General features: G+C 47.7%; 16 protein-coding genes, 1 tRNA gene and 1 pseudogene. 11 read left to right on the forward strand and 7 right to left on the reverse strand.

What is annotated here, in order from left to right; translation table 11 throughout:
• The first annotated feature begins 179 nt into the window (after window positions 1–179).
• From BEQ56_09405 to BEQ56_09430, 6 genes and pseudogenes are all read left to right on the forward strand, one after another.
• A complete protein-coding gene (locus BEQ56_09405; protein ID AOH43671.1) occupies window positions 180–965 on the forward strand; it encodes a short-chain dehydrogenase in 786 nt (261 codons plus the stop codon).
• Window positions 966–1,016: 51 nt separating this feature from the next.
• On the forward strand, window positions 1,017–1,940 hold the full coding sequence (locus BEQ56_09410; GenBank protein ID AOH43672.1) for a hypothetical protein: 924 nt from the start codon (window positions 1,017–1,019) through the stop codon (window positions 1,938–1,940).
• A gap of 110 nt (window positions 1,941–2,050) precedes the next feature.
• Complete coding sequence (locus tag BEQ56_09415; GenBank protein ID AOH43673.1) at window positions 2,051–3,580, forward strand: D-xylose ABC transporter ATP-binding protein; 1,530 nt, start codon at window positions 2,051–2,053, stop codon at window positions 3,578–3,580.
• A complete protein-coding gene (gene rbsC / locus BEQ56_09420; GenBank protein AOH43674.1) occupies window positions 3,567–4,547 on the forward strand; it encodes a ribose ABC transporter permease in 981 nt (326 codons plus the stop codon). The genes BEQ56_09415 and rbsC overlap by 14 nt, the downstream gene beginning before the upstream one ends.
• A gap of 139 nt (window positions 4,548–4,686) precedes the next feature.
• On the forward strand, window positions 4,687–5,589 hold the full coding sequence (locus BEQ56_09425) for a hypothetical protein (protein AOH43675.1): 903 nt from the start codon (window positions 4,687–4,689) through the stop codon (window positions 5,587–5,589).
• 272 nt (window positions 5,590–5,861) lie between these two features.
• Window positions 5,862–6,648 (forward strand): annotated as a pseudogene (locus BEQ56_09430) (hypothetical protein).
• Window positions 6,649–6,669: 21 nt separating this feature from the next.
• Here the strand turns inward: BEQ56_09430 and BEQ56_09435 are convergent.
• The 6 genes from BEQ56_09435 to BEQ56_09460 all read right to left on the reverse strand — a co-directional run bounded on the left by BEQ56_09435 (window position 6,670) and on the right by BEQ56_09460 (window position 11,260).
• Window positions 6,670–6,885 carry a hypothetical protein gene (locus tag BEQ56_09435; protein AOH43676.1) on the reverse strand — a complete coding sequence of 72 codons (216 nt, stop codon included), beginning with the start codon at window positions 6,883–6,885 and terminating at the stop codon, window positions 6,670–6,672.
• Window positions 6,886–7,018: 133 nt separating this feature from the next.
• Complete coding sequence (locus tag BEQ56_09440) at window positions 7,019–7,726, reverse strand: hypothetical protein (protein AOH43677.1); 708 nt, start codon at window positions 7,724–7,726, stop codon at window positions 7,019–7,021.
• 467 nt (window positions 7,727–8,193) lie between these two features.
• Entirely contained in the window at window positions 8,194–8,634 is a 441-nt protein-coding gene (locus BEQ56_09445; GenBank protein AOH43678.1) for a hypothetical protein, read from the reverse strand.
• Window positions 8,635–8,815: 181 nt separating this feature from the next.
• Window positions 8,816–9,649, reverse strand: coding sequence for an endonuclease IV (locus BEQ56_09450; protein ID AOH43679.1), 834 nt, complete (start codon window positions 9,647–9,649; stop codon window positions 8,816–8,818).
• A 1-nt stretch (window position 9,650) separates the two neighbouring features.
• Window positions 9,651–10,571, reverse strand: a complete 921-nt coding sequence (locus tag BEQ56_09455; protein ID AOH43680.1) for a hypothetical protein — start codon at window positions 10,569–10,571, stop codon at window positions 9,651–9,653.
• A 47-nt stretch (window positions 10,572–10,618) separates the two neighbouring features.
• On the reverse strand, window positions 10,619–11,260 hold the full coding sequence (locus BEQ56_09460; protein AOH43681.1) for a hypothetical protein: 642 nt from the start codon (window positions 11,258–11,260) through the stop codon (window positions 10,619–10,621).
• 239 nt (window positions 11,261–11,499) lie between these two features.
• Between BEQ56_09460 and BEQ56_09465 the strand changes: the two genes are divergently transcribed.
• From BEQ56_09465 to BEQ56_09480, 4 genes are all read left to right on the forward strand, one after another.
• Window positions 11,500–12,492 (forward strand): peptidase S58, encoded by a 993-nt coding sequence (locus BEQ56_09465; GenBank protein ID AOH43682.1) that lies wholly within the window; start codon window positions 11,500–11,502, stop codon window positions 12,490–12,492.
• A gap of 282 nt (window positions 12,493–12,774) precedes the next feature.
• Window positions 12,775–13,983 (forward strand): RNA polymerase subunit sigma, encoded by a 1,209-nt coding sequence (locus tag BEQ56_09470; GenBank protein ID AOH43683.1) that lies wholly within the window; start codon window positions 12,775–12,777, stop codon window positions 13,981–13,983.
• A gap of 131 nt (window positions 13,984–14,114) precedes the next feature.
• Window positions 14,115–15,818 carry a hypothetical protein gene (locus BEQ56_09475; GenBank protein AOH43684.1) on the forward strand — a complete coding sequence of 568 codons (1,704 nt, stop codon included), beginning with the start codon at window positions 14,115–14,117 and terminating at the stop codon, window positions 15,816–15,818.
• 26 nt (window positions 15,819–15,844) lie between these two features.
• The gene (locus BEQ56_09480; protein ID AOH43685.1) at window positions 15,845–16,303 is read left to right on the forward strand and encodes a nucleoside-diphosphate kinase; all 459 of its coding nucleotides are present in this window, start codon (window positions 15,845–15,847) and stop codon (window positions 16,301–16,303) included.
• Here the strand turns inward: BEQ56_09480 and BEQ56_09485 are convergent.
• The gene (locus tag BEQ56_09485; protein AOH43686.1) at window positions 16,300–16,725 is read right to left on the reverse strand and encodes a hypothetical protein; all 426 of its coding nucleotides are present in this window, start codon (window positions 16,723–16,725) and stop codon (window positions 16,300–16,302) included. The genes BEQ56_09480 and BEQ56_09485 overlap by 4 nt on opposite strands.
• Window positions 16,726–16,909: 184 nt before the next feature.
• On the opposite strand from BEQ56_09485, the gene BEQ56_09490 reads away from it, so the two are divergent.
• Window positions 16,910–16,981 (forward strand) — tRNA-Arg (locus BEQ56_09490).
• Window positions 16,982–16,987: the final 6 nt, after the last annotated feature.

The raw sequence follows: 16,987 nt of genomic DNA on the forward strand, positions 1-16,987 counted from the left end.
TTTTGGCTGTGTTTGATTCTTTTGAAAGAAGTGAAGTTGGATAATTTTGTTATATGTTTTGCGAATATTGTTATTGTCTTTCCTTGTTCTTATGTGTATATTATAAGTACGGTACGATGTCGGTGCGAATATATTGGTTGTATGGAAAATTTTATTTATAAAACACACAAGGATTCATTATGTCGACAGAACATGTATTAAAACAATTTTCTTTAACAGATCAAGTCGCGATTGTAACCGGAGGCGGGCAAGGTTTGGGTCGGGAAATGGCATTAGCCCTTTCAGAGGTCGGAGCTAATATTGTTATTGCTGCCCGTCGTACCGAAAGCGCATTTTCTACGAAAAAAGAAATTGAATCCAATAATGTCAAATGCCGTGTGATTAAGACTGATATAAGAAACGAATCAGATGTTATATCGATGGCTAATCAAGTTATGGATGAATTTGGGCGAATCGATATTCTTGTGAACAATGCGGGAATTTGGCGAGGGGATGACGCGGAAAAGGTTACAAGCGAAGATTGGCGAGAGGTAATTGATGTAAACCTGACAGGAGCGTTTATCGTATCCCGCGAGGTTGGCAAAGTAATGTTGGAGAGAGGAAAAGGCAGCATTATTAATGTTTCCTCGATGTCAGGATTGATTGTTAATACTCCCCAGAACCAATGTGCTTACAATGCATCAAAAGGGGGCTTGATCATGTTGACAAAGTCTCTTGCGACAGAATGGGCAAAAAGAGGCGTACGCGTGAATGCAATTTGTCCCGGCTATATGCGTACTGAAATGAGCGAAGATCGATATCAACGTAAAGATCCTGCAATTGATCGTTGGTTTTCAATGACTCCGATGGGACGTTCCGGAATGGCAAATGAATTAAAAGGGATTGTTGTGTTTCTTGCTTCCGATGCGTCAAGTTTTGTTACAGGTTCAACGATGTTGATTGATGGTGGGTATACCTCATGGTAACAATGAAATTGTTAACAATTTTTTCATGAGAAATAAAAAAGGAGTGAAATCATGAATAAAAATCGTTTACTGTTTTTTACAAGCATAATCGTTCTTATTATGCTATTGGGTGTTTTCACGATCGGGTCTGCCCAAGAAGTGAAAACTGTCAAAATTGGTGTATCTGTTGCGGATCAATCAAATCCTTTCTACATTGAAATTTTAGACGGAATGGAAAGCGCGCTGAAAGATGGCGATAAATTAATCGTTATGGATGCCGCTTTCGATCTGGCTAAACAAATATCTGATATCGAAGATATGGTTCAGCAGGAAGTAGACGTTATGATGATTGATCCCGTTGATTCGAAAGGAATACAAGCTGCATTAGTTATCTGCGAGGAAGCCGGTATACCTGTTATTAGTTACAATTCTCCAGTTGAGGATACCTCAATGGTTGTTTCCAATGTCGCAACTGATAACTTCATGGCAGGTCAACTTATCGGGGAAGCACTGGGCAAGGCGTTAGATGGTAAAGGTAATGTCATCATGCTCACATACAATGTTGCTCAAGTTTGCCTTGATCGGGCGAATGGTTTTCTTGATGCCATCGAAAAGTACCCGGAGATTAAAGTCCTTGATCAGCAGGAAATCGAACCAGGTGTAGATACGGCGATGCCGGTCATGGAAAATAAACTTCAGGCATTTCCCGATATCGATGGCGTTTTCGCGCTGAATGATCCGTCTGCAATTGGCAGTGCCGCTGCTATTGACAGCGCCGGTTTATTGGATCATATAAAGATCGTTGGCGTCGATGGTTCGGAAGAGGGTAAAAAAGCTATTTGCGAAGGTAAAATGTTAGCTTCAGCGGCTCAACATCCAGTTGAAATAGGTTCAATCGCAATTGAAACAGCTTATAAAGTGTTGTCTGGCGAGAAAGTTGAACCTGATATTAAAGTTTCTTCTGAATTGGTAGACATAGGAAATTGCGATAAATAATTTTTGTTGAAGTCTTTGATCGTGTAGACAGCCTTACGTATTGGAATTTATCGTAAGGCTGTCTACAAACAGCGAATAATACATGAAATAAAGGCTTCATGGAGAAACCAATGCCCAGCGAATACTTTTTGGAAATGAGTCGTATCAGTAAAACATTCTCTGGCGTCAAAGTTTTGGATGATATTGATTTCAATATTAAACCAGGTGAAATCCGTGCCCTTGTTGGGGAAAATGGTGCAGGTAAATCTACATTAATGAAGATACTTGGCGGCATTTATCAAAGAGATAAGAATTCCGGTTCTATAAAAATTAACGGTACAGCTGTAGATATAAATTCAGCAGCAGACGCCACGAGACTTGGCATCAGTATTATTCATCAGGAAATTCACTTGGCTGATAATATGAGCGTGTACGATAACATGTTCATGGGCTCTGAATTATTGATGGCTCACGATCTGTTTTTGGATGATAATGCGATGATTCACAAAGCTCAGATTGTTATTGACGATATGGGTATGGATTTAGATGTTAGAGAAAAAGTAAAAGACCTTAGTATAGCTCGACAACAGATGGTTGAGATCAGCCGTTCTCTTTTGTCAGATGCGAAGTTGATTGTAATGGATGAACCAACGTCTTCCTTGACTGAGAACGAGATAGAACAACTTTTTTCACAAATCAGAAAGCTGAAAAGTACTGGAATAGCGATTATTTATATCTCTCATCGTATGCCAGAGATATTTAAACTTTCCGATACAATAACGGTTCTTCGCGACGGGCAATTAATCGGAACTGATTTAACTTCGAATTTGGATGAACGGTCTGTTATTTCGATGATGGTGGGTCGCGAAATCTCCGAAATTTACGGATTAAAACCAAATACTTCTTCTGATGAAATTGTTCTTTCAGTAAAGGACCTATGCAACACCAAAATCCATAACATAGAATTTGATCTTCGAAAAGGTGAAATTTTAGGCTTTGCTGGATTAATTGGCGCAGGGCGATCTGAATTGGCTCGTGCAATCTTTGGCATAGATAAATTGGATTCAGGAGAAATTTATGTGAATGGTCAAAAGGTCGAAATCCACTCTCCTGCCCAAGCGATTCAGCATAAAATCAGCTATGTTCCTGAAAATCGAAAAACCGAAGGCTTATTTTTAACTGACTCGGTATCTTTTAATATTACAATTCCTGTTCTGAATAAGATTATTCGATTTATTGGAATTAAAAAATCCGCAGAGAATTCAATCATAAATAAATTTATACATGCTTTAAATATTAAGTTGGTATCAGAAGATCAAAAAGTAATGTTTCTTTCCGGTGGGAATCAACAAAAAATTCTTGTTTCAAAATGGTTAGCAACAAATCCGGACATATTAATCCTTGACGAACCGACGCGGGGAATTGATATTGGTTCGAAAAGTGAAATCTATCATTTAATGGGTGATTTGGTTCAAAAAGGTGTTGCGATTATTTTTATTTCATCAGAGATTGAAGAAATCATAAACCTCAGCGATCGAATTCTGGTTATGAATGGCGGGAAAATTTTCGGCGAATTGGACAATCCGAAGGAAGCAAGGGCTTCCCAAGAAAAAATCATGTGGTTTGCATCCGGAGGGAGAGATATCGATGGAAATATCTGAACGTAAAAAAGTTGTCTTAAAAAATAACCCGATATCCAAGTTTATTCGTAATAATATCGGGACACTTCTGGGTCTTATGATTCTATGTGTTTTGCTTTCGTTTTCTTCCGATTATTTTTTGACCGGTAAAAATCTTTTGACTGTTTTGCGCCAGATTTGCATTAATGCTCTTTTAGCGTTCGGAATGACTTTTGTTCTGATTATCGGCGGAATTGATTTAACAGTTGGTTCTATTGTCGGAATGAGCGGTGTGGCAGTCGTTATGCTAATTGAGTATGGTATTCCAATAGTATTGGCTGTTATTATTGCGTTGATTTTAGGCGGATGTGTAGGGATAATAAATGGAGTAATTATCGCATATGCGAAAATGCCTGCCTTTATTGTAACACTATCAATGAGCGGTGTAATCCGAGGTATCGCCTACATTATTACGGATGGTCGCTCTGTTGCCTCAAGCAGCTCGGTTTTCACGAAAATAGGGAACAGTTATTTTTGGAAAATCCCGATTCCTATTTACATTGTTTTCTTCGTGATTATTCTCATTTCTATTGTCCTCTATAAAACGCGCTTTGGAAGAAGAATGTATGCGGTCGGCGGGAATCAAATTGCTGCAAAGTATACCGGTATTGAGATCAAAAGTTTAATGGTGAAAGTTTATGTTATATCTGGCATGTTAGCATCGCTTGCCGGAATAATTCTTGCTTCCCGCATGTATTCAGGCCAACCAACCGCCGGACAAAATTATGAATCAGACGCAATTGCTGCGGCGGTCTTGGGCGGGACAAGTTTTACCGGTGGCATCGGTACGATTGGCGGTACGCTAATCGGTGCGTTGGTTATTGGTGTGTTAGGAAATGGGCTTAATTTGTTGCATATATCCTCCTATGTTCAAATGGTCATTAAAGGAATTGTGATCATTCTTGCGGTTGGTATCGACTTTTTCAGAAACAGAAATAACGATAAATAAATCATTGGCGCTGAATCAACTGTTTATGCTATTATGAGAGTGTAAAAAAGAGCGAAGCAGTTTTGAAGGCAATATAATATTGAAATGACTGCAAATGGAAATACAACGTGGAAACCTTATAGTAAAGGCTTAGTAGTTTATGGCTAATTATGTTCTTCGAAATGATAATTTAATGGAGAATAGGGTTTTTGGTGATTACTCGTTCCCTTTAGAAGTATTTTATAATACGCTTTCGAAGATGGTTCACGGTTTCGTAGATCCCCATTGGCATCAGGAGTTGGAATTAACGATTGTTCAAAATGGAGAAATGGAATATCAGGTTAATGATAAGATTTTCTCTTTAAAGCAGGGAAAAGGTGTTTTTTCTAATTCAAAATGTATCCATACCGCTCGTCCGTACCCTGATCGAGACTGTATTTTTTATTCAATCGTGTTTAATCCGATATTGATCATGAGCCATGAGAACAGTTCATTGAATCATTATATCGATGAGGTGGTAGATTCCGCTAATGTTCAATATGTGGAGTTCGACTCGGAAAATGAGTGGCAGCGTGAGATATTAAATCTGTCGGATGAGATTAGTTTGTTATTTCTTGAAAGAAAACAAGGATATGATTTTCGTATAAAAGGAAAGCTCTTTGAGTTATGGTATTATTTGTACGAAGGTGTTCAACCGCTTTTGAAAGAAAACGATTTGCCCGGAACTAAGAATATTCAAATGATTAAACATATGTTGGCTTTTATTCAAGACAATTTTACGGAGAAACTCACGTTGGGCGCCATCGCTGAATCGGCAAATATTAGTAAAAGTGAGTGCTGTAGGTTATTTAAGGCGATTATGAAAGAGTCGCCATTTACTTATTTGAATAATTATCGAATTCAAAAAAGTATCCCTCTTTTGCTCTCTAATACTTTTTCTATTTCTCAAATTGCGCAAATGGTCGGTTTTACTCACGCAAGTTATTATGCGGAAGTATTTCGGCGCACAACGAATTTTTCCCCATCTGGTTACAAAAAAGTGATGGTTGCAAATCAAGTTTAGGAAAGTAAACTCTTATTCCGGTTGAATTACCTTATAAATTAATATCCTCAAGGTCTCATTGTTATCTGACTGTGAATATCGATTTCTTTAAACATTGATAGTTTTTCTGACCTGTTCCCCGAAAACTGTACCAAATGAAATGTTAGTCGCGTAAAATGGGAACAGGAGCGACGATATGAAAAAACGATTTACAGAAGAACAAGATCCTATAAGGAGATCGTCTCAAAAAACTGATCAAGCCCGCCGCCAAAAGGGAGAAAGCAGACCAGATCATGCAAAAGCACTCCATTAGCGAACGGCGGGCATGCCTCATAATCGGGATAGCCAGGAGCACTAAAAGGCACCAAGTCATCCGAAACAAAGAGAATGAGCGCATCAGCGAGCGCTTAGTTATTCTGGCATCCAAATGGAAACGTTTTGAGTATCGCCGTCTTCAAGTAATGCTCGAGAGGGAGGGCATCATTGTGAACCATAAGAAGGTATACCGACTCTACAATGAGGCAGGCTTGAGTTTGGAGAGGAAAAAACGGAATAAAGTTTATCTAAAACGAGGGATGCCTGCCCGACCACAGGAAATGGCAGCGAACGAACGCTGGTCGATGGACTTCGTTTCAGACAAGACGAGTTTGGGAAGAAAGTTCAGCGTGTTTACGTTATTGGATGAAGTCACCAGAGAGTGTCTGGCTCTTGAAGTGGCTGGTTCAATCACTGGAAGTGCCGTCGGGCGATTTTTGGATAAAGCCGGTTTATTCCAGAGGCTATCCAAAAGAACTGCTCAGTGACAATGGATCCGAATTTACCAGCAAGGCCATGACCATTTGGGATTATGAAAGACAAATCGTGCAGACTTTTATTGAGCCGGGCAAACCGATCCAGAATGCAACCATAGAAAGCTTCAATGGAAAATTCAGAGATGAATGTTTGAACCAGAACCTGTTCAGGAATCTGGAAGAGGATAGAGAGATAATTGAAATTTGGAGAAATGACTATAACCAAACCCGTCCGCATAGCACACTGGGTTATCTCACCCCAACCGAGTATGCAGCATCTTTGAGGTAAATTTGAAAAAGACTAACTTTCTCAGTGGACGAATTTTTGGGGCTGGTCAATACCTTTCTTCTCCATTTGACTTGCCGATACGCCTAAGTGAATGGTCGGCATTTGTTCTATACATTGCCTTTGATAGAAACGGTGATCTACTTTTCCCTGTATGCTATTTTCTTCAAGATATTTGTTTGTGATGTCTGCCCTCGCTTTTCGCCATTGTTCTGCTTTGTCTTGTTCGTTCCAGTCCACTGCATTGATTTTTCTTGTTTTGAAATTGCCATTTTTGAGCTTGACCTTTTCCCCGTTTTCATTATAGCTTCTTATTTAATTGTTCACTATAAATAGATATGAATTTTAATGCTTATGCTCGTTTCCCGTTTTTTTAAAAAGCATTCCATAAAAATACAAAAACGAATACACACACCCATGCATTACCTGTAAATTCTTTTACCATAAGCATTCCGTATATAATAATCAAGATGGTGACCATCTCAATTATTCCTTCGAATGTGACTCCGATAGCTCCATGAATTAGAATGCACATAATAGCACAAAAAATCGCACCCCAATTGATCCATTTGTAATTTGCGGGATAGCGTCTGTTTATCTTTTCGCTTATTACCACATAATTAAAGCCCTCAAAGAACCCCCACACAGTTGCTGTAATTAGCATACCGATTACATTGATAGGGAAACCGCTTGCGAGAATTTCTTTTGTCGTCAAAACGCTCTGAAACGGTAAATAGCTGTTGCTCTGCCCCAAAGTAAAAGAAAATACTATATTTGGAACAAAGCACAGAACACAAAACAGGGTAGACAAAAATATTCTCTTAGTCTTTAGCCCATAGGAAAAAAAATGCTCTTTCCTTAAAATGCAAACAATTGTAATTCCAAATCCTGCAAGTCCATACTGAAATAGTGCAACTAACAAAACACGAAATAAAATAGGCAATTCTTCGTTTTTTATGGTTTCATAAATTTCTTTTTGAAATACAATAAATATAACTAAACTTACGAATGAAACAGTCATAATAATCCAAAGGTCTATATCAAGTTTTTTCTGCTTTTCATTTAGTTTTATTTTAGGCATTCCATGATCTCCTATTATATAAACAATCTTGCATTAAGTACAAATATTTCTCTCTAAATGCCCGATAATATTATACAACTTTTAAGGCATTTTTTCCACTGTCAGATTTTCTACTTACTTCAAGTCTTTCATAGAAACAGATTGGAAAAGAACAGAAATGGCGGATACAAAATCGGTATTCTTTGGAATATTCTCTATGGTAAGCTCGTGATTCTTCTTTCTTTGCTTCTTCGATTTCTTTCCTCGTCTGTCTGCTCTCTGACAAGACTGCTTTTTACCAATGCTTCAAATTCTTCTTTACTCTCTAATGAAAACTTTGCTATTTTTCGTAAAACCTCTGTGAGATTTTCCATAACATCATCGACATCAATACGGTGGGAAGAGTTGCATTTAGGGTGCTTTGTTCCAGTTATAGCGGTTTTCTTCATTGAGCGGTCTGCTTTTCGCTGTTCCTCTGCCTTGCTGTTTTAGATAAGCTGATATCCCTTGTATACCACTCTGACATGATATTTGATGAAGGGGGCAAATTCCAATGTGTTTTGGTCTTTGCTGCCTATACCGTTATTGATGGCGATAAAGCGTACATTGTTTCTTAGGAATATCTCCATCGCGTTTCCTGCTTGGAGATAATCTCGTCCCCGCCTTGTCATATCTTTCATAATGACAATGCCGATTTTCCCACTTTCTACATCGCTTATCATCTGTGTATAGGCGGAGCGGTCAAAGAACCTACCGCTTTCGTCATCATCGATATAGCGGCGAATATTCATCAGCTTATGCTGTCTTGCATATCGTTCTAAAAATGCCCTTTGATTTACAATGCGGTTGCTTTCGCCGCCGTCCCTGTCCTCGTCACCAACTGAAAGGCGGGAGTATAGCGCTGTGATTTTATTTGTATATTCTATCATAGCGTTATTTCCTTTTTTGTGTCTATATATCATTCCTATTTAGTTAATATTATGCAACCCAGGCCCCCACGCCTGCCGCATGCAAAAAACCGACGCCCGGATTTGGGCGTCGGTTCGTGGAAATCCCGCTCATGAACCAACCGTTCTGAAAACTGGGAAAGGGATGCTGATTTATCTTTGTCTATCCGCGATAAGCCTCGCGCAGCATCCGAATCTCATCGGCGTACCCGGAAATCTTTTCATGCGGCGTTTCCAGGTAAAACGGCAGCCCGCGCAGCGCCGGATGATTAATAAAGCGGACGAGCGCTTCCAGCCCGATCGTCCCAGCCCCGATCGGCGCGTGCCGGTCGAGATGCGAATTAAACGGCTTCATACTGTCGTTTAAATGCAGCGTTTTCAGGCGCTCCAGCCCGATCGCCTTATCGAACGCCGTCAGGACGCCGTCCAGATCCTGAACGATATCGTATCCGGCGGAATAAATATGGCAGGTATCCATGCACACGCCCAGCAGGTCCGGACGGTCGACACGATCGATAATCTCGCGGATCTCTTCAAACGTCCGCCCGATCTCGCTCCCCTTCCCTGACATCGTTTCCAGCAGCACCATTGTCCGCAACTCCGGATCGAGAACCTGATTCAAATGCGCGACGATCAGCTCGATCCCCGCCTCCGCGCCCTGCCCGACATGGCTTCCCGGATGAAAATTATAATAATTTCCCGGAAGCGATTCCAATATCCGCAGGTCATCCTTCATGACCATCAGCGCAAATTCACGAATCCGTTCCTCCGCCGCGGCAGGGTTCAGCGTATAGGGCGCGTGCGCCAGAATCGGCGCAAAATCGTTCGCCTTCATCAGCTCGATCAGCGCCTCCATATCGCCCGCCGCCGGCGTCTTCGCGGCGCCGCCGCGCGGATTTCGGGTAAAAAACTGGAAACAATTCGCGTCAATCGAAAGCGCCTCCCGCCCCATATGAGCGTAGCCTTTCGAGACCGACAAATGACACCCGATTTTCATTCTACTCATCTTCGTCCTCGTTCTCCGCGGCAGCCGCAACGGCTCGGTTCTTTCCTTTTCTCCCGCTCTGCTGCGCCGGCTGAGGCGTGGGCGGCGTATCCTCGTAGGTAATCTGATCTCTGGTAAACTGGCGCCGACCGACTTCCGGAATTTCGACCAGGACCGACAGCGTCATCGGGAACACCTCGACGACCTTCCCCTCGCCCTGCGGCGTCATCACCTTCTTCTTTTTCTTCGGGAGGAGCTTCCGATTCTCAACATAAATATCGTTTTCGTACTCCATGCAGCAGCGCAGACGCCCGCACATTCCGGTAATCTCCGTCGGGGTCAGCGAAATTCCCTGCGCCTTCGCCATGCGGATCGAGATACTGCTGAACTCGACCAGATGCGCCTTGCAGCAGCACTCCGGCTTTCCGCAGGAGCCGATCCCGCCGATCGCTTTCGCCAGATCGCGCGGGCCCAACTGCTTGATTTCAACGTTTCCAATCGAAAATTCGCTTTGAATCTCGGAACGGAGCGACTTCAAATCGACCCGCTCGTCTGTCGCCGTCGCGTACGTCAACAACAGATAAGAACGGTCGAAATTGATATCGGCGCCGATAAACTTGACTTCGAGAAACTTCTCGCGCTTCGCCCATTCCTTGCAGAATTCCAGGACGTTTCCGGACGTCATCTTAATCGATTCGTTCAGCGCAAGTTCAGCCGCGTTCGCCCGCCGGAGGACCGGTTTGAGCGGCTCCTGCCCATCGGGCCGGTAATCCTGGATCAGCTTAACCACCTGCCCGACCTGTTTCCCGCGGTTCGTCTCGACTAAAACGAAATCCCAGGGTTCAATCCCCGGTATTGACGATGCGTCGAAGGAATAAACGCGGCTGCCTTTTGAAAAACGGACCCCAACCGCCTGCGGTACGTTTGTCTTCATATACCCTCTGTTCCCGTCCGGCGAACCGGAACGTTAAATGTTGTAAGTTATCTGCGCTGCGCTAGCGCAAACAAGCCGATCGTCAGCCCCAGAATAAACAACACGATCACGATCAGCCCCATCGGGACCGTCCCGTTATCCGTCCCGGCAGTCGCGCCGACGAACGTCGGGATAACCAGCGGGGGGGGCTGCGTAAACGTCGCTAAACGCGTCGGTTCGAGCGTCACGATAAACCGCGCCGCCAGCGTCGGGTCGATCGTATTCGTGACCCGCGGCGTCGGTGTCCCCGGGACCTCGACGACCGGAAGCTCGCCGAAATAATCGACATACAACCGGTAAACCCAGGCGTAACCGCCCGGACCGCCCGGATACTCAATCAACAGCCAGTTTCCGCCCTCCGTCCGTCCGATCGCCGTCGCCTCCTGCCCGATGACCATCGTTCCAACGCGGTCGTACTCCGTTCCCGGACCGCCGCGGAGATTGATCTGCGGATTGGCTGGATCGTTCCGAACGGTGACGACGATCCCGCGATCCGTCCCGGTCACCGTCGGGATATGCACTGTTGGAATCTGCGCGCCGGCGTCCGCCGCGCTCAGCGGCGATAAAATCAGGATCAACGTCAATAAAAAAAACCACCGCGCGACTCGCGGCCGGAATTCGCGAAAATGAACCGTACGCAAGAAATTCATAGCCCTATTTTACTATACTTCGCGGGCTGACCCTGCGGCGGATATGCGCCGACGCGTATCATCCTGTTAATCTTATCAAAAAAGTCGGGGATTTTTCGGATAATTCGCTATGAAATCGCGGCGCGCAGAACGTCCCTCAGGTCAGTCCACGCTCCGGTCTCGCGTCAGACTCGATTAAAATTATCCAAAACGCAATTCAAATCGCGGCCCTCCGCGATCTACAAGGAGCGAAAACAACAATGAATTACGAATCAATCCATAAAATTCCTGGATTTAAAATCGGGCACGCCGAAGATACCGCGACGCTGACCGGCTGCACGGTGATCCTCTGCGATGAGAAGACCTGCGGCGGCGTCGATCAGCGCGGCGGCGCGCCGGGGACCCGCGAAACCGACCTGCTTCGCCCCATGCATTTAGTCGAGCACGTCAACGCGGTCCTGCTTTCCGGCGGGTCCGCGTTCGGGTTGGACGCGGCGGCCGGGGTCATGCGCTACTGCGAAGATCAGGGCATGGGGTATCCGGTCGGCCCGACGCGCGTCCCGATCGTCCCCGGGGCGGTCCTGATGGACCTGACCGTCGGCGATCATCGCGTCCGCCCCGACGCGGCGATGGGGTACGCCGCCTGTCAGGCGGCCAACGACGACGAACCGAAACAGGGAAACGTCGGCGCGGGAACCGGCGCGACCGTCGGGAAAATCCTCGGCATGGGACAATGCATGAAAGGCGGAATTGGCCATGCCGCGCTCGACCTCGGCGGCGGCCTTTGGATCGGCGCGATCATCGCCGTGAACGCGCTCGGAGACGTCGTCGATCCTGACAGCGGGAAAATTCTCGCCGGCGCGCGGACGATTTCGAAAGGGCCAATCCGGATCGGCGAGCCCGGATATTTCGCCGACACGCTGTCTATCATGCGCTCAACGCTGGGCCAGCGGGCGCTGGCGATGTCCGCTAAGACCAATACCGTCATCGGCGCCATCCTGACCAATGCCAGACTGACCAGGAACGAAGCGAATAAACTGGCGCAATGCGCGCAAAACGGGCTGGCGCTGACGATCCGACCCGCTCATACCATGTTCGACGGGGACACGATCTTCGCGCTCGCCTCCCGGAAAAAAGCCGGGAATATTCATACGCTCGCCGCGCATGCGCCGCTCGTCGTCGCCCGCGCCGTCGTTAACGCGGTGCGTTTCGCCGAACCTGTTGGAAATATCCCCGCGATCGCGTCGAAATAAGCCGCAGGAACCTCCGTACACAGCTGAAAGAACCCGGATGATCCGGAAATACCGGACCGTCCGGGTTCTTTTTCCGCGGAATCTTTTCCACGGAGCTGAATGGATCGGATATAATAAACGGTTACGTGCGGGATTTGTGCGCTTTTTTAAATCTTAACTTCCGAAGAAACGCGATTTCAACCTTCACATGAAAAACTCGTTCAAGTTCATAGTTGAAAAACGCAAAAAAGTTTTGTAATATAGATATTGTAATCTCCAAGCGGGCGGAGGAAAAGGTTAAGCATGGAAAATGACATTATTGACGTCGAACTGGATGACGATTCCTACAGCGCGGTAAATCGTCTTCTCGAAATCGCGCGGAAAAAGACATTCGCGACGATTGACGACATTCTTCAAGTCTTCCCCGAAGCGGAACAGAACGTCGACCAGCTCGAAGAAGCGTTTTCAGCGCTCCAGAACGTCGGTATCCCCTACATCGAAGATCCCACCGAAGAAGACGAAGTCAGCGCCGACGAGCTGGATTTACTGGCGGACGATTTAGAGATCGCGCCGAACCTCTATCAGGACGACCTCGCCAATATTGATACGGACGATACGATCGGCCTTTATCTGAAAGAAGTCAGCCGTGTCCCGCTTCTCAGCGCCGACGAAGAAGTCGACCTGGCTCAGCGGATCGAACGCGGACGGATCGCACGCGAAGAACTCGCGCATATCAGCGTCACCGATCATCGCCGCAGCGAACTTCGCCGCAGCATCGAGGACAGCTGGGACGCGCGCGGACATCTCATTACCGCCAACTCGCGTCTCGTAATCAGCGTCGCGAAAAAATACATGGGGCGCGGCGTACCCTTCCTGGACCTCATTCAGGAAGGGAATATCGGACTCATCCGCGCGACGAAAAAATTCGATTATCGCCGCGGTCATAAATTCAGCACCTATGCGACATGGTGGATCCGCCAGGCCGTTACCCGCGCAATCGCCGATCAGGGCCGGACGATCCGCGTCCCCGTGCATATGGGCGACCAGATTAATAAGCTCCTCCGCGTTCAGCACCAACTGACGCAGAAGCTCGGCCGCGATCCGTCGATCGAAGAAATCGCCGAAACGCTCGACGTCCCAACGAAAAAAGTCGAAAACATGATTCAGGTTGCGCGCCGGCCGTTATCGCTTGAAACGCCGACTGACGAAGAAGAAGATTCCGTTCTGGGCGATTTTATCGAGGACGAAGAAGCGCCGGCTCCCGCCGAAACCGCGACGTATAACCTCCTCAAGGAACATCTCGAATCCGTCCTGAAAGATCTTCCCCCGCGCGAAGTCCGGATCCTCCAGCTCCGCTACGGACTCCTCGACGGGCAAGCGTACACGCTCGAAGAAGTCGGGCGGAAAATGGGGGTGACGCGCGAACGCGTTCGCCAGATCGAAGCGCAGGCCTTAACCCGCCTTCGGCATCCGCAGATCCGGAAAATCCTCCGCGACTATCTGGGCGACTGATCTGACGCAAATCAGGGGCGGACGTCGCCTGATAACGACGACCTCCGCCTGAAACGGGTTCCCCTGCGTCGCGGATTATGCCCTATAATTAGACGGGCAATTCAGCATCACCGCAACAAAGGGCGAACCACGTGGAAAAGAAAACGCTTTCGGAATATTTTCAGCTCATCGATAAGTTCATCGACAACAATCATTTCGAACCCGCGTATCATCACGCAGCTTATCTCCTGACCCAGTTCCCGAAGTCCGTCGCGCTCTATCAGCAGCTCGGCAGAATCCTGCTCGAATTGAAGCGGTTCGACGACGCCGCGAATATTTACCTGCGGCGCGCCGCGATTCTCCCTGACGATTGGCTGAATTTCTTTACGCTGGGAATTATTTTTATCGGGAATGATCGCCCGGAGACCGCCGCCCGCTACGCAGCCTACGCTTTTGCGCTCGAACCAAAAATCCCCGACGTCCGCGCGCTGAACCGACGATTGAAATCGTATCTCAGCGCGGCGTTCATCGAAGAGCTGAAAATATTCAACGCCGGCCGATCGAAATTGCCCGACGCCGGAACCCGAAAAAGGGAAAAAACTTTCGCCCCGATTCGAGACAGCGGGTTAAAACTGCTCGCGGACTATTTCCGGTCGCGTCGCGAATCGGACCGTTTCGACGATCTTCAGAGCGCGAACGAAAACGTGTTGCGGAAGCTCCCTTACTGTAAAAAGACGCTGAGAACGCTATTGGATACCTACGCGAAATATAATGATCTGACCCGGTTTCAGCGCTGCGCCGACCGGCTCAGCGAACTCGATCCGGAGCTGGTTTATCTTCCCGGAGAAAACGGCACGTTCATTATTGAAGAAAAAACAGTTCGGGTGAGCTATTTTGAATGGACCGGGTTCCCAAATATCCGCGGCCGTTCTATCTGGCAGCAGGCGCAATCGCGCTACCTTGCGATCGAACCAGACCGCGTCGCTGCGTGTCTCGACCTGGTCGAAGTCCCGGTCGACTTCGTCGTCAGGCCTTCGCAGCCACCCGCTCTGCCCGAAGCCGAAAATCGCCGTCTCTTTCAGCAGGACAGCTGGAAAAGCCTCGGATCCACCTCGGTCGAGGACGATCTCTTTTTTCAGCAGGATTATTTCGAAACCCAGTCCGCCCGCCTGTCGACGCCCGAAGCGGTCCGCCGACGGGACGGGCAAACGCAGAACGCAACGAGCGCCCCAAGCGAAGCGAACCCGGGAAAAATCCTCGAAGACGCGTACGATTTTCTCGAAAAAGTTGTCACCGAAGGCTTCACGTCCGAAGAATTAAACCCAATCGAATCGATCTTCGGCGACGCAGCGTTCGCGGAGGCGCGCAACAAACACAGCAAAGAAACGGGAAGCCCAACGGCGCAGGGCGCAGCGGAAGAAATTCGCGCGGAACCGTCGCCATGCGAGCCGCCGGGAACGCCGGACACGGTCAAAAATAGCGGCGGAACCGAAGACCAAACGCCGCGCAAAACTGATACCGAAGCGATATGCGAAATTGAGGCCGTCGCAAAATCCGAGCCCGAGAGCGCGGCTAAAGACCAGACGGACGGACCCAATTCCGCGGTTGGCGGGAAACCGGAAAGAACGCCCGACGGCGCCAGCGAAGCGACCGAAGACGGGCGGAACCCTGCGCGGGATGCCTGGAACGCGTTCGTTCAGGGCCGGCGCGAAGAAGCGATCGAAAAATATCGCGCGCTGATCGAGAGCGGAACGGAAACCGATAAAATCCGCGCCGACCTGCGGACGTTGAGTATAATTTTCCCTGAAATTGACGCTTTATCCGAGCTGGCCGGCCGGCTCGAAGCGCCGCTATAAAGATCCGAATAAGGAGAAATGATCCCATGGAAAAAACATTTGTCTGCATTAAACCCGACGGCGTCCAGCGCGCCCTGATCGGCGAAGTCATCAAACGGTTCGAAAACCGGGGGCTCGTTCTCGTCGCCGCGAAGTTCCTTTCCGTGCCGCGCGAACTTGCAGAGAAACATTACGCGGAACACGTCGGGAAACCATTCTACAACGGCCTCGTCAACTATATCACCTCCGCGCCTGTTTTCGCGATGGTCTGGGAAGGCGAAGACGCGATCAAGGCCGTCCGCCAGACAGTCGGATCGACCAGGCCAACGGAAGCCGCCCCCGGAACGATCCGACATGATTTCGCGGCGAAAACTGACCGCAACCTGATCCACGCTTCAGACTCGCCAGAATCCGCCGAACGCGAAATCAATACCTGGTTCAATCCGGAAGAAATTGTCGAGTGGCAGCAGATCTCCTACCCCTGGGTCTTCGGCCGCAACTCCTAAAGCGGAAGATGGATCCCGCCGCTCGCGCCCCGGTCGCTGCGGGCGGCGTAGATCGTATTGGCCGGAACTTCGGTTACCGCCGGCGTCACGATCGGCAGGATCAGCAGCTGCGCAATCGCCTGATTCTTTTCTATTCGCAGCGCTGCGTTCGTCGGGTTGGCAATTTTAATCCGGATTTCGCCCTGATACCCTGCGTCGACAACGCCGGCGCCTAATAAATAATTGCTCCGGCTTTTCAGGAGGATCAGGCCGACCCAGCCCTTTTCCAGATCAAAGCAAACGCCCGTTCCGACGACAGCGAACGTCCCCGGCTCGATAACGGCCTCTTCCACGGCGTATAAATCCAGTCCGGCGTCGTCCGCGTGCCGCCGCGTCGGAAGGGCCGCGTCTGGGCGCAGCCTCGCAAACCTGATTTCGTTCATACAGATCACGCACCTCACTTTTCATATCCTCTTCGCTTTGTTATGCAAGTTTGCGTCCAGACGCTGCGCCGGGGCCAACCTTGGTCGCAGTTACTTTGACAGTTCACGAGGCGCAAGGCCATCATCGAAAAATCAGCGCAGATTCTGTGCATTCATAAAAACATGGTAAAATCGGTATCGTGTTGCGCCTATAGTGAAGTGGATATCACGTTACCCTCCGGAGGTAAAAGCCTGAGTTCGAGTCTCAGTAGGCGTGCTTGAT

This window comes from Anaerolineaceae bacterium oral taxon 439 (genome assembly GCA_001717545.1).
Taxonomy (GTDB): Bacteria; Chloroflexota; Anaerolineae; order Anaerolineales; family Anaerolineaceae; genus Flexilinea.

Excerpts from the sequence above, each read along its gene's own strand:
- rbsC (AOH43674.1), top strand. The coding sequence starts at position 3,567 with ATGGAAATATCTGAACGTAAAAAAGTTGTCTTAAAAAATAACCCGATA.
- BEQ56_09425 (AOH43675.1), top strand. The coding sequence starts at position 4,687 with ATGGCTAATTATGTTCTTCGAAATGATAATTTAATGGAGAATAGGGTT.
- BEQ56_09440 (AOH43677.1), bottom strand. The coding sequence starts at position 7,726 with ATGCCTAAAATAAAACTAAATGAAAAGCAGAAAAAACTTGATATAGAC.
- BEQ56_09405 (AOH43671.1), top strand. The coding sequence starts at position 180 with ATGTCGACAGAACATGTATTAAAACAATTTTCTTTAACAGATCAAGTC.
- BEQ56_09465 (AOH43682.1), top strand. The coding sequence starts at position 11,500 with ATGAATTACGAATCAATCCATAAAATTCCTGGATTTAAAATCGGGCAC.
- BEQ56_09450 (AOH43679.1), bottom strand. The coding sequence starts at position 9,649 with ATGAAAATCGGGTGTCATTTGTCGGTCTCGAAAGGCTACGCTCATATG.
- BEQ56_09455 (AOH43680.1), bottom strand. The coding sequence starts at position 10,571 with ATGAAGACAAACGTACCGCAGGCGGTTGGGGTCCGTTTTTCAAAAGGC.
- BEQ56_09460 (AOH43681.1), bottom strand. The coding sequence starts at position 11,260 with ATGAATTTCTTGCGTACGGTTCATTTTCGCGAATTCCGGCCGCGAGTC.
- BEQ56_09480 (AOH43685.1), top strand. The coding sequence starts at position 15,845 with ATGGAAAAAACATTTGTCTGCATTAAACCCGACGGCGTCCAGCGCGCC.
- BEQ56_09415 (AOH43673.1), top strand. The coding sequence starts at position 2,051 with ATGCCCAGCGAATACTTTTTGGAAATGAGTCGTATCAGTAAAACATTC.
- BEQ56_09410 (AOH43672.1), top strand. The coding sequence starts at position 1,017 with ATGAATAAAAATCGTTTACTGTTTTTTACAAGCATAATCGTTCTTATT.
- BEQ56_09485 (AOH43686.1), bottom strand. The coding sequence starts at position 16,725 with ATGAACGAAATCAGGTTTGCGAGGCTGCGCCCAGACGCGGCCCTTCCG.
- BEQ56_09445 (AOH43678.1), bottom strand. The coding sequence starts at position 8,634 with ATGATAGAATATACAAATAAAATCACAGCGCTATACTCCCGCCTTTCA.
- BEQ56_09470 (AOH43683.1), top strand. The coding sequence starts at position 12,775 with ATGGAAAATGACATTATTGACGTCGAACTGGATGACGATTCCTACAGC.